A 12819-nucleotide genomic window follows, 5' to 3' on the forward strand; every position below is an offset into this window, starting at 1 on the left:
AGAGAGTGGTATGACACAGCAGGTCCTATTGAAAGTAGAAAATGTATCGAAGCATTTTGAATTAGAGAAGAATACGACATTACAAGCTGTATCCAATGTATCCTTTTCTATCAAGAAAGGAGAAACATTTGGTATTGTCGGTGAATCGGGCTGTGGAAAATCGACATTAGGCAGAACGATTATGGGATTATATAAGGCATCGAATGGGCAAGTTTTATACAATGATATCAATATGGGAAGTATGTCTGAAAAGGATAATTTTTCATTTCGACGAAAAATGCAAATGATTTTTCAGGATCCCTATGCTTCGTTAAATCCTCGTTCCACGGTTCGCGAGATTCTAGCAGAGCCTTTAGAAATTCATGGAGTCTATCGAACAAAGGAAGAAAAAAATGCTCGTATAGATGAGTTATTAGAAAGTGTAGGGCTGAATAGAGAACATGCCAATCGTTTTCCCCATGAATTTAGCGGGGGACAAAGACAAAGAATTGGCATTGCGAGAGCATTAGCCTTAGAGCCGGAATTTATCATTGCAGATGAGCCGATCTCCGCACTAGATGTTTCTGTGCAAGCACAAGTAGTAAATCTATTAAAAAGGCTGCAAAGAGAAAAACAATTAACCTATCTATTTATAGCCCATGATTTATCGATGGTAAAGCAGATCAGTGATCGAATTGGTGTCATGTACTTAGGGAATTTAGTAGAGTTAACAGACAGTAAGGCATTGTATTCCAATCCCCTACATCCATATACACAGGCGCTTCTTTCTGCTATTCCTATTCCAGATCCAGATATAGAAGACAAAAGAGAAAGAATTATCTTAAAAGGAGAATTACCAAGTCCAGTTGACCCGCCAAGTGGTTGTGTTTTTCGAACCCGCTGTCCCCATGCGATGGATATTTGTGCCAATGAAAAGCCAGCTTGGCAAGAGCGAGAAAATGGCCATTTTGTAGCCTGTCACCTTTATTAGGAAATAACACGATGAATATGGAGAAATTAAGCAAGCGCATAGATAAAATTGTGCAGGAATATGAGGGAGAAGGTCATTTAGGGATAGCGATTGAATGGAAGGAGCAGAGTTTTCTTCTAAATGAAAACGACATTTTTCCAAGTGCTAGTCTCATTAAATTACCAGTTTTGATTGAAGGCTTTATGCAGAGCTCAAGTGGAATATTAGATTTGGAGGATTTAGTAAAGGTTAATAGCCTCCAAAAAACAGGGGGAGCGGGTATTGTTCAATACATGTCTCCGCAAAGTCGTTTATCGATTCGCGATTTACTTACTTTAATGATAATTGTTTCGGATAATATGGCAACCAATTATTTGATTGAGCGACTTGGTATGGACAATGTGAATAGAAGGTGTCAACAGATTGGGATGTCATCAACCATTCTGCAGCGAAAAATGATGGATCGAGAAGCGCGAGAAAGAAAAATCGAAAACTATACCTCTCCTCAAGATATTCTCCGATGTTTAAAGTCGATTTATAACGATAAAAATCAGAGTGGGAAGACAATCTTAGATCATCAACAACTTCTTGATAAACTGCCGTATTACCACAGAGAGAATAGTGGTATTAGAATTGCTAATAAAACGGGAGAATTGGATAAGGTGGAACACGATTGTGCCATCATAGAGTACGAGGATGAAACGATCTTTATTGCGGTTTTAACAGATCAGCTTACAGCTAATCAGAAGGGGAAAGAAATAATCCAATTAATTGGAGCCAGTATTTTTGAATGTCTATATGATAAAAAAGTCTGAACGGATGGTGCAGCACCATAAGGCAGACTTTTTTTGCGTGAATCAAATCAGAAAGGTGCACGAAATAAATTCTTGTAAATATGTGAAACAGTCTTGAATGAAATCCTAGTACAAATTATAATAAATAATGAAAATCATTATCAATTATGTAATTTGTAAAGAAATAGATATATCTTTGATCTTCGAATAAAGAAGGAAATAACCGCGGAAAATAGCAAAAGAAAATGACTCTGAATTTATAATAAAACTTCTAGAAAGTAAGTGAGGGAGGGGAGAAGAATGGACATACTGTCTACAGATCAACTCAAAATTGGATATGAAGATAAAATTATTGTTGATGATTTGAATTTACGTGTAAAGGAAGGGGAAATCACAACCATTATCGGGCCCAATGGCTGTGGGAAGTCCACGATATTAAAGACTCTTGCTCGAATCCATAAAGCAAAGGCAGGGTTTATATATCTAGACGGAGAAATGATACACAAAATTCCTACCAAAAAAATTGCCCAAAGAATGGCAGTGCTTCCTCAATCACCGGACGCACCGAATGGATTAACGATTTATGATTTAGTTTCCTATGGTCGTTCCCCTCATCAAAGAGGATTTGGGCGATTAGGAGAGAAAGATAAAGAAGTGATAAATTGGGCATTAGAAGTAACGGGTTTAACAGAGCTGAAGGATCAAGAAGTTGATACATTATCAGGTGGTCAGCGTCAAAGAGCGTGGATTGCGATGGCGATTGCGCAGGAAACAAATCTTCTGTTATTAGATGAACCGACAACGTATTTGGATATGGCTCATCAATTGGAAGTACTGAAATTGTTAAAGAAATTGAATGAAGAAGAAAATCGAACAATTGTGATGGTTATTCATGATCTGAACCATGCAGCAAGATTTTCTGATCATATGATCGCAATGAGAAATGGTAAATTGATGAAAGAGGGAACAGCGGAAGAGGTAATGACAGAAGAGGTTCTAAAAGAAGTTTTCCAAATAGATGCTGTTGTCGTAAAGGACCCTAGAACGAATAAGCCTGCTTGCCTCTCTTACGACTTATTACACCAAAAGGAAAGAGAATTAGTAGCATTTGCTAAGTAATAGATAAAAGATTACTTAGCTTTTTTTTATGGAAACTTGTCTTATCCTTATTTTTAGCATGAAGAGAAGTGTTTTCTCATATAATGGGATTGAGTAACATTTCACATAAATTTGCTTATTATCGTCGTACCTATTTATAATTTTGGTATACTATTAGAATAGTGTAGTCAGAAATATGTATAGAAGGTTGAGATTAATGAATAAAAATATATTATTAAAAAAATTTCTTGAAATATTGCCTAAAGAAAGTGTAAAAATGGATGAGGCGTTAAATAAATATACGTACACTAAAATTGGTGGAAAGGCTGATTTTTTACTTTTTCCGCTAACATATGAACAATTACAGTCAGCGTATAAATTAGCCCTTACTCAAAATGTGCCAATCACGATATTAGGAAATGGTTCTAATGTGTTGATTAGAGATGGCGGAATTCGTGGAGTTGTATTTAATTTAACTAAACTTGAGGGAATTTCTCTTGCAGGAAATAAAGTGATTGCCCAAAGTGGTGCGGCGATTATCGAAACCTCTAGATTTGCATTAGAGCATTCCTTAACTGGATTGGAATTTGCTTGTGGAATTCCAGGTTCTGTCGGTGGAGCGTTATATATGAATGCGGGAGCTTACGGTGGTGAGGTTGCTGATGTATTGGAATCAGCAAAAGTATTAACGAAAACAGGTGAAATTCAAACTGTAACAAAAGAGGAATTAGAACTTGGCTATCGTACTAGTAGTATTGAAAAAAATGGCTGGGTAGCGTTAGAAGGAACTTTTTCTCTGCAAACAGGAGAGTATGCAGAAATTAAGGCGAAAATGGATGAACTTACTTTCTTGCGTGAATCAAAACAACCGTTAGAATATCCATCATGCGGGAGTGTCTTTAAAAGACCACCTAACCACTTTGCAGGGAAACTAATTCAAGATAGCGGTCTTCAAGGAACGAAAATAGGTGGTGCACAAGTTTCGACGAAACACGCAGGGTTCATTGTGAACGTAGAAGATGCTACAGCTAATGACTATCTATCCTTAATAAAACATGTCCAAAAAACAGTAAAAGAAAACTTTAACGTCGAGCTTGAGACAGAAGTTAGAATTATTGGTGAGGAATAATAGTTTGTTCTGCTTTATTAATAAGACGAAAGGGACATCGGAAGAAGAGTTAATCTTTTTCTGATGCCCCTTTTTGGTGATTATTTTAAATCTATTTTCCGCAAAAATAACCGCATTAATAGATAGAGAAGATATCCTATTATCGCACCAAAGACATTAAGAATGAAATCATCTATATCTGCAGTTCGATCAACAGTAAAGAAAAATTGGATTAGTTCAATGGAAAGAGAGCAGAGGATAGCAAGTCCTATTGTGATCAATGCTTGAAAATGTTTTTTATATAACATAGGCAGTATAAAACCAAAGGGAATAAACAAGATGATGTTGCCTAAAGTGTATAACATCCAAAAGAAAGGCGGCTTATATTTATATTGATACAAAATTTGAACATATGGTGTAATATTCATTTTTCCTTCCGTTATGGTTGGTGGAGTGAAGTGAAAAGGAGCTAAAGTCACATAAGCAACAGTCAGCAAATAAAAGAAAAATAGATTGGGCAGAATCTCTTTAGAAAAAATGACTGAATTTCTTTCGTTCTTTCGTTGAAGTCGGAAATAGACCCATAACGGCACGGCCAGGATAAGAATAAAAGGAAAATTTAGTCGCAATTGAACTCCACTTATCGACCATAATGTAATAAATAGAAAGAGAAAAATGATAACAAAGATTCCACTTTTTAATACATGCACAGATAATCGAAGTCCTTTCATTAATGTTTGTTCTCCTAAAAGTATATGAAGCTTGTTTGAAAATAGAATACAAAGCGAATTGCTTTACTCTTATTAAAGAAAAAAGCATACTAGGAGTGAAAGAAAACAGTTGTCTATATACTAATGAAGGAGATGAATCTTTTGAGTAGTAAAGTTCAAATCGGTCAAACGGCTATGCATGTTACGAAGCTAGGATATGGTGCAAACTCTGTCGGTGGTCATAATTTATTTCCAAATTTAAATGATGAAACAGGAAAAAATGTCGTAAGAAATGCGTTGGATGCTGGGATTGATTTTCTTGATACAGCTTATGTATACGGATTAGGGAGATCAGAGGAATTAATTGGAGAGGTGCTGAAGGAAAGAGGCAACCGCCAAGATATCGTTCTGGCAAGCAAAGCTGCTCATAAATTAGTAGATGGCAAAATTGAACTTGATAATAGCAGAGAATTTTTACGTAAAGCGGTAGAAGATAGTTTAAAGCGTCTGCAAACAGATTATATTGATTTATTTTATGTTCACTTTCCAGATGGAGTTACTCCTATGGCTGAGGTAGCAGGAACATTAAAAGAATTAAAGGATGAAGGAAAGATTCTTGCAGTTGGTGCTTCGAATTTAGATGCTGAACAAATAAAAGAATTTAACCAAGATGGTTATTTAGAGGTATTCCAAGCAGAGTATTCTTTATTTAAAAGACAAGCAGAGGAAATATATTTACCATATTGTGTAGAAAACAATATTAGCTTTATTCCGTATTTTCCATTAGCTTCTGGATTATTAACCGGGAAGTATTCGAAGGATTCGATCATCAGCGGCGGAAAAGAAAATAATCCACTTTTCCAAGGAGAAGTATTTGTTCGCAATGTAGAAAAGGTGGATCAATTAAAGCAAATGGCTGAATCTAAAGGCTTTGATGCAACACATTTTGCACTAGCGTGGCTGTTAGAGCAGCCTGCGGTTGATGTAATCATTCCAGGGGCGAAATCAACTGAACAGCTTAAGAATAATCTTCGAACATTGGACGTATCATTAACAGAAGAAGAAGTGAAGAAAATTAGTGAGATATTTGCATAAGAGATTATATCTCTAAGGTGTGGATAAACTGGAGAAAATAATGTTATCAATAAAAAAGCGATGAAGGGATATAAAACTTCATCGCTTTTTTATCGGGATTTTTACAACAGTTGAAAATAGGATAAGAAAGATGATGTTATTTTAATATAGCTTTATATTGAATTTGTATCAAGAAAAGGGAAAGAAACCTAAAGAATAGAAAGAATTTCTTGTTAATTTTTCTGACATGGAGTGTTAGATGGATGTTGATATAACGATGTTTTTCCTTTTTCTAGCAAAAACTAAACGAAGTTATTTTATCTGAATAATCGAAAGAATAAATTATACCAATTTTGTTATCATAGTGTTACAATAAGTAAAAGTTTAAATATACAGATTTTTCGATTTAGTCGGATAATTGGAGGGGTAGAAGTGACACAATTGAGAAGTAATATGATTAAGAAAGGATTCGACCGGGCTCCACATAGAAGCTTACTACGTGCAGCTGGTGTAAAAGAGGAGGATTTTGACAAACCGTTTATTGCAGTAGTCAATTCATATATTGATATTGTTCCAGGGCATGTCCATTTACAGGAATTTGGAAAAATTGTAAAAGATGCAATAAGAGAAGCAGGCGGAGTTCCCTTTGAAATGAATACAATTGGGGTAGATGATGGAATTGCAATGGGACATATCGGCATGCGTTATTCATTGCCAAGCCGTGAAATTATTGCGGATTCTATTGAAACAGTAGTTGCAGCACACTGGTTTGACGGGATGGTTTGTATTCCTAACTGTGATAAGATCACACCTGGAATGATGATGGCTTCTTTACGATTAAATATTCCTACTATTTTTGTAAGTGGAGGACCGATGAAAGCGGGAGTCACTAGTGATGGCAGAAAGATCTCCTTATCATCCGTTTTTGAAGGTGTAGGGGCTTTCCAGTCAGGTAAAATTGATGAAGGTGGACTAAGAGAATTAGAACAATTCGGCTGTCCGACATGTGGATCTTGTTCTGGCATGTTCACAGCGAATTCCATGAACTGTTTAGCAGAAGCTCTAGGTCTTGCTTTACCTGGAAATGGGACAATTCTTGCTGTAGCACCAGAGAGAAAGGAATTTGTAAAGAAATCTGCGAAACAGTTGATGAATCTAATAAAAGAAGATATCAAACCGAGAGATATTGTTACAGAAAAGGCAATAGATAATGCGTTTGCACTAGACATGGCACTAGGTGGATCCACTAATACAGTACTTCATACATTAGCATTGGCCCATGAAGCAGGTGTTGAGTATCCTCTTGAAAGAATCAATGAGGTAGCATCTAGAGTACCTCATTTATCAAAGCTTGCGCCTTCGTCTGATGTACATATTGAAGATCTGCACGAAGCAGGCGGTGTGTCAGCAGCGCTATACGAATTATCGAAAAAGGAAGGAGCTCTCCATTTAGATACGTTAACTGTCACAGGAAAAACACTTGGAGAAAATATCGCTGGGTGTAAAGTGAAAGATTATCAAGTCATTCGACCAATTGATGATCCTCATACTCAAACAGGTGGATTGGCAGTCCTATTTGGGAATTTAGCTCCTCAAGGTGCTATTATTAAAACAGGTGGAGTCCAAAATGGCATTCAACGACATGAGGGGCCAGCTATTGTGTTTAATTCACAAGATGAAGTGCTGGAAGGATTAGTAAAAGGAAAAGTGAAGGAAGGACATGTTGTCATCATTCGCTATGAGGGACCAAAAGGAGGACCTGGTATGCCGGAAATGCTGGCACCAACTTCCCAAATTGTTGGAATGGGTCTTGGTCCAAAAGTAGCGCTGGTAACAGATGGGCGTTTTTCTGGGGCTTCTCGAGGTATTTCTATTGGTCATGCTTCTCCTGAGGCAGCCGAAGGAGGACCATTGGCATTTGTAAAAGATGGCGATCATATTGTCATTGATATTGAAAATCGTACAATGGATGTTGTTGTTCCAGAGGAAGAATGGGAACAAAGAAAAGCAGAATGGAAAGGTTTTGAGTCGAAAGTAAAAAGCGGCTACTTAGCACGTTATTCGAAGCTTGTGACATCTGCGAATACGGGAGCAGTATTAAAGTATTAATTTGAACTGTTCATTATAGAATAAAAGCAGGCTGGATTCGTGTCCATCCTGCTTTTATGAATTGAAATGAAGCCGAGCTATTCTTTTACTAAGTCTGTTTTCCTTTTGGGATCCATGCTTTGTACTTGGAGGATATCTAAAAGAAATACAAACACAGGTATACCAATGATTAATCCCCATACTCCAAAGAAATGCTCTGAGAAGATAAGGACGATAAAAGTGAAAAATACAGGTAAATTTGTTTTCGAAGACATTAGCTTCGGGTTAAGTATATAAGCTTCGATCGCATGAATGATACAAACAAAAATAATCAAAATAATGATATAGGGGTATCCACCAATGGTATATCCAATCGTTAATAAGGGAATGAGGGAAATAATAACCCCAGCCACTGGAATAAGACCAAGAACAAATACCATAAGAGATAATCCTAGTAATTGAGGAAAACTAAGTATCCATAATCCGATTGTCGTTAAAATGCAATTTACTAAAGCGATGATAACCTGTGCTTCTAATACTTTTCCGAAAGTTAACACAAATTTTTTACCGAAAAATTCCATTTCGTTATAAAAAGGAGCTATTTTACTTGTGCGGAAGTTTTCTTTATATTTAATCAAACGGGGCTTCTCTAACAGGAAGAAGAAGCTTAAGATAATAGCTAGTATGAATTGTAAACTTAGGGAACTAATACTGGAAAAATATTTGACGATAATGCCCAGCCCTTGTTCCAAATAGCTGTTTATTTGTCTTTCTTGAATAATGGAAACAATATAATTTAAGACAGCATTATCATGTGGACGAGAGTAAAAATCCATTAGTTGTCTAACTAATGCCGTTATTTCTTCCACCAACATTGGCAAATATTTAATAAAGCTATAAGAAAGTAATCCGATCGTTATGAGATAGAGGATGCTAACTATAACGTTTCGTTTTACGTGAATTCGCTTAGAAATAATTTTTTCCATACGATCCATTAAAAATGAAAGAATAAAGGTAAAAAGCATTAAATTAATCATACTTCTAAGTGCATAGATACCCAGAATCATGAAAGCAAAGATGAAAAACCTTTTTACACTTTTACTTGTAAGAAAATTGATAATTGTTTCCACTCCATTTCCCCTTTTTGATATATTTTCTCTTTTCCGTCTATCTTCCTATATTTTAACCTAAATTGAATTTTAATCATATAAAAAAGCCGACATTTTTGAAAATTTAGCAAGATAAAAAGCGTGTGCAAAATATATTGGAAGTATTTTGCTTGAAACTTTTCTCCTTAGACTTATATAATTAATTAAGTATAACTAAAACGTTATGGTTAGGAGGAGAAGCGATGGGGCTGTGAATTTAAGAATTGGTGATTTAGCAAAAGCTACTGGTGTGGCAAAAAGAACCATTGATTATTATACAAACCTTGGCCTTCTTCAAGCAGAGCGTTCCCAAACTAATTATCGTTACTATAGTGAAGAACAAAATTGAACAAATAAAGTAAGAATACAAAAAGAGTAAGCTTACGCTGGAGGAAATGAAGGAACAATTAAATAATCAGCAAGTGCATTCCATAGGTATTAGGAACTGAGAGCAAATAGGAAGAGTCTAAGTGATAAAATTCATTAGACATTAGATGCTTCCCTATAGAGACGTACAGGCTCAACATAAAAATAGATAAGTAAGAAATACTATTATCCATGAAAGCATTTCTTTAATACAAGCACTGCTTCTTTTGCTAAATTAACTGTTTTGCATTTATTTATATATTCGGAAGAAGGAATGAATTTTAACTAGTAGCAGTGTCTTTCCTTTTGTAATGGGAGAAAGGCATGCGGCTTTTATTAATCAGGAGGTGTAAGCCCCTTTACGGGCTACTTATTGGAAATTTTTAATTTGATTTTATTTGTGATATTAATTGCATTTACTGCTTTTTTCGTGGCAACAGAGTTTGCGATCGTAAAAGTCAGGAGTTCAAGAATTGATCAGTTAGTTGCTGAAGGGAAAAAAGGAGCATTAGCAGCAAAAAAAGTTACGACACATTTAGATGAATACTTATCAGCCTGCCAATTAGGGATAACTGTGACAGCATTAGGTCTTGGTTGGATTGGAGAATCTACTTTCGCAGAAATTCTCGAGCCTCTATTTGTTCATTTATCGATCGGAACGGCGCTATCGCACTTAATTGCCTTCGTTATTTCTTTTTTACTTGTAACTTTTTTGCATGTCGTTGTTGGGGAATTAGCTCCAAAAACGGTAGCTATTCAAAAAGCAGAATTAATAACATTAGCCTTTGCAACACCAATTATTTGGTTTTATCGCCTATTATATCCGTTTATTTGGTTGTTGAATGGCTCTGCAAGACTTTTGACAAGTATCTTTGGATTAAAGCCAGCGTCAGAACATGAACTTGCTCACTCGGAAGAAGAGTTAAGAATTTTAATGTCAGAAAGCTATAAAAGCGGTGAAATCAATAAAAACGAATTAGCATATGTAAATAATATTTTTGAGTTTGATGAACGAATTGCCAAAGAAATTATGGTCCCTAGAACAGAAATGGTGACTATCAGTGTGGACAATACGTTTGATGAAATAATGGCTATCTTAGAGGAAGAAAATTATACTCGCTACCCTTTAGTAAATGGGGATAAGGATAATGTAATCGGCTTAATTAATATTCGCGAATTTCTAACGGCAACCATTCAAAACAGAGAAGAAATTCAATTAGAGGAATATATGAAACCGATTATTCGTGTAATTGAAACTGTTCCTATCCGCGAATTGCTGATTAAAATGCAAAAGGAACGTACACATATGGCTATTTTGCTTGATGAGTACGGTGGTACTTCAGGAATTGTAACAGCAGAAGACATTCTTGAGGAAATTGTTGGAGACATTAGAGATGAATTTGATGAGGATGAAATCTCTGACATTCGCAAAATAAAGGATAATCATTATATTCTTAATGGAAAAGTATTGATTAGCGAAGTAAATGATCTTTTAGGCACTCACTTATCAGAAGATGAAGTAGATACAATAGGCGGATGGTTTTTGACCAATAATTTTGAAGCGGTTGAAGGAGATATATTGGAAGAGGAAGGATATATCTTCAAAATTAAAAATATTGAAGAACATCATATACATTTCATTGAAGTAACCAAAGATACAAGTGTAGTCGAAGCTTGATGAAAGACTTTTTAGAGAAGGGGAAACCCTTCTCTTTTTTTATGTGTAGATCCGTATAAATAGGATGGTTGGTGGCATTTTAAAAAAAGGAAATTAAAACGAATGCTGATTTTATTGAATTTTACCAATTAAATTAATTTAATTGTGTCAACATTGTGTCTGTCAAAAATGTATTTACTTTGAATTGAGAATAATCTGTAACCGCTTTATAATCAAACTGAAATATTAAGGGGGTTAAACAAAATGTCAGACGAAAATAAAAATGGTTTTCGTGTCAAAATACAGCGTTTTGGTAGTCATTTAAGTGGCATGATTATGCCTAATATAGGAGCATTTATCGCATGGGGGCTAATTACAGCTTTATTCATCCCAACAGGGTGGAGACCTAATGCTGAATTAGCTCAACTTGTAGATCCGATGATTAAATACTTATTGCCATTATTAATTGGTTATACAGGCGGTAAGATGGTTTATGCAGAGCGCGGTGGCGTGGTTGGTGCAATCGCATCGATGGGTGTAATCGTTGGTGCAGATATTCCGATGTTCCTTGGAGCAATGGTAATGGGTCCGCTTGGTGGTTTCTTAATCAAAAAAGTGGATGATTTATTTAGAGGGAAAATTAAAGCCGGATTTGAAATGTTAGTAAATAACTTCTCAGCTGGTATCTTAGGTGCAATTATTGCCATTATTGGTTTTAAATATGTTGGTCCAGTTGTAGAAGGGTTAAGCACTTTCTTATCAAGCGGAGTAGAGTTAATTGTTGATGCAAAGCTCTTACCATTAGCAAGTATCTTTATTGAGCCTGCTAAAGTATTGTTCTTAAATAATGCCATCAACCAAGGTATTTTAGGTCCGATTGGGGTAGAACAAGCGAAAGAGGTAGGGAAATCTATTCTATTCTTACTAGAATCAAACCCTGGTCCTGGGTTTGGGGTATTATTAGCTTATTGTATATTTGGAAGAGGTACATCAAGACAGACAGCACCTGGGGCAGCGATTATTCACTTCTTGGGTGGTATTCATGAAATTTACTTCCCGTACATCTTGATGAAACCTATGATGTTATTAGCAGTTATTGCTGGTGGAATGGGTGGAGTATTCACCTTTACATTATTTGATGCAGGATTAGTTGCCACTCCGTCTCCTGGTAGCATCATTGCATTAATGGCGATGGCACCAAAAGGACAGCATTTAGGCGTAATTGCTGGTGTTGTGGTTGCAACGATTATTTCTTTCGTGATTGCAGCTATTATTTTGAAAACAAGTAAAGATAAAGAAGAAGATATTAATGCAGCAACAGAAAAAATGGAAGCTTTAAAAGGGAAGAAAAGCTCAGTTGCAAGTGCAATTACTGAGACTGCAGAAACTCCTGATGAAACAAGTGCTACAGAATTTGATTACAAATCAGTGAAGAAAGTAATCTTCGCTTGTGATGCTGGTATGGGATCTAGTGCGATGGGTGCGTCTATTATGCGTAATAAAGTGAAAAAGGCAGGAATAGAAGGAGTAGATGTAACAAATACTTCTATTGCAAACCTTCCAAGTGATGCAGATCTTGTTATTACCCATAAAGATTTAACAGATAGAGCAGTAGACAAATTACCGAATGCACATCATGTTTCTGTTGAGAATTTCATGAACAGCCCTAAATATGATGAGATCATTGAAAAATTAAAATAAGTCTTAGCAGAAATACCGGCCAACTTTGTATAAATTGGCCGGTATTTTTGTGTTTAACGCGGTATATGTCCAGAATAAAACCATTTAAGCTTTTTGATGAAAAAGTAGTTAATTTTCAGTATTTAT

At 35.7% G+C, this 12819-nt stretch carries 10 protein-coding genes and 1 pseudogene; 9 read left to right on the top strand and 2 right to left on the bottom strand.

All coding sequences use genetic code 11. The features are described from left to right. Positions 1-10: 10 nt before the first annotated feature. The 4 genes from NiCM35_RS15550 to murB all read left to right on the top strand — a co-directional run bounded on the left by NiCM35_RS15550 (position 11) and on the right by murB (position 3970). On the top strand, positions 11-970 hold the full coding sequence (locus NiCM35_RS15550) for an ABC transporter ATP-binding protein (RefSeq protein WP_095331110.1): 960 nt from the start codon (positions 11-13) through the stop codon (positions 968-970). Between the two features lie 11 nt (positions 971-981). Further along, the gene (locus NiCM35_RS15555; RefSeq protein WP_095331108.1) at positions 982-1764 is read left to right on the top strand and encodes a serine hydrolase; all 783 of its coding nucleotides are present in this window, start codon (positions 982-984) and stop codon (positions 1762-1764) included. 279 nt (positions 1765-2043) lie between these two features. Further along, positions 2044-2862 (top strand): ABC transporter ATP-binding protein, encoded by an 819-nt coding sequence (locus tag NiCM35_RS15560; protein ID WP_095331107.1) that lies wholly within the window; start codon positions 2044-2046, stop codon positions 2860-2862. Between the two features lie 196 nt (positions 2863-3058). Next, entirely contained in the window at positions 3059-3970 is a 912-nt protein-coding gene (gene murB / locus NiCM35_RS15565; RefSeq protein ID WP_095331105.1) for a UDP-N-acetylmuramate dehydrogenase, read from the top strand. Between the two features lie 80 nt (positions 3971-4050). Here murB and NiCM35_RS15570 read toward each other — a convergent pair whose 3' ends face one another. Further along, on the bottom strand, positions 4051-4680 hold the full coding sequence (locus tag NiCM35_RS15570; protein ID WP_123258769.1) for a VanZ family protein: 630 nt from the start codon (positions 4678-4680) through the stop codon (positions 4051-4053). Positions 4681-4854: 174 nt separating this feature from the next. On the opposite strand from NiCM35_RS15570, the gene NiCM35_RS15575 reads away from it, so the two are divergent. Beyond that, positions 4855-5754 (top strand): aldo/keto reductase, encoded by a 900-nt coding sequence (locus tag NiCM35_RS15575; RefSeq protein ID WP_235973216.1) that lies wholly within the window; start codon positions 4855-4857, stop codon positions 5752-5754. 411 nt (positions 5755-6165) lie between these two features. Next, the gene (gene ilvD / locus NiCM35_RS15580; RefSeq protein WP_095331102.1) at positions 6166-7842 is read left to right on the top strand and encodes a dihydroxy-acid dehydratase; all 1677 of its coding nucleotides are present in this window, start codon (positions 6166-6168) and stop codon (positions 7840-7842) included. Positions 7843-7919: 77 nt separating this feature from the next. Here ilvD and NiCM35_RS15585 read toward each other — a convergent pair whose 3' ends face one another. Beyond that, entirely contained in the window at positions 7920-8951 is a 1032-nt protein-coding gene (locus NiCM35_RS15585; protein ID WP_095331100.1) for an AI-2E family transporter, read from the bottom strand. A 202-nt stretch (positions 8952-9153) separates the two neighbouring features. Between NiCM35_RS15585 and NiCM35_RS15590 the strand changes: the two are divergent. The 3 genes and pseudogenes from NiCM35_RS15590 to NiCM35_RS15600 form a co-directional block, all read left to right on the top strand. Then, positions 9154-9306: pseudogene (locus tag NiCM35_RS15590) on the top strand (MerR family DNA-binding transcriptional regulator); the annotation flags it as partial. 402 nt (positions 9307-9708) lie between these two features. Next, complete coding sequence (locus NiCM35_RS15595; protein ID WP_095331098.1) at positions 9709-11013, top strand: hemolysin family protein; 1305 nt, start codon at positions 9709-9711, stop codon at positions 11011-11013. Positions 11014-11256: 243 nt separating this feature from the next. Next, positions 11257-12693, top strand: coding sequence for a PTS mannitol transporter subunit IIBC (locus NiCM35_RS15600; protein WP_433780030.1), 1437 nt, complete (start codon positions 11257-11259; stop codon positions 12691-12693). The last annotated feature ends 126 nt before the right edge of the window (positions 12694-12819 follow it).

It is taken from the genome of Niallia sp. M35 (assembly GCF_050971705.1).
GTDB classification, from domain to species: Bacteria; Bacillota; Bacilli; order Bacillales; family Cytobacillaceae; genus Niallia; species Niallia circulans_A.

What these genes read in the sequence shown, in the direction of transcription:
- murB (WP_095331105.1), top strand. Translation starts at nt 3,059, where the DNA reads ATGAATAAAAATATATTATTAAAAAAATTTCTTGAAATATTGCCTAAA.
- NiCM35_RS15600 (WP_433780030.1), top strand. Translation starts at nt 11,257, where the DNA reads ATGTCAGACGAAAATAAAAATGGTTTTCGTGTCAAAATACAGCGTTTT.
- NiCM35_RS15555 (WP_095331108.1), top strand. Translation starts at nt 982, where the DNA reads ATGAATATGGAGAAATTAAGCAAGCGCATAGATAAAATTGTGCAGGAA.
- NiCM35_RS15570 (WP_123258769.1), bottom strand. Translation starts at nt 4,680, where the DNA reads ATGAAAGGACTTCGATTATCTGTGCATGTATTAAAAAGTGGAATCTTT.
- NiCM35_RS15550 (WP_095331110.1), top strand. Translation starts at nt 11, where the DNA reads ATGACACAGCAGGTCCTATTGAAAGTAGAAAATGTATCGAAGCATTTT.
- NiCM35_RS15575 (WP_235973216.1), top strand. Translation starts at nt 4,855, where the DNA reads ATGCATGTTACGAAGCTAGGATATGGTGCAAACTCTGTCGGTGGTCAT.
- NiCM35_RS15560 (WP_095331107.1), top strand. Translation starts at nt 2,044, where the DNA reads ATGGACATACTGTCTACAGATCAACTCAAAATTGGATATGAAGATAAA.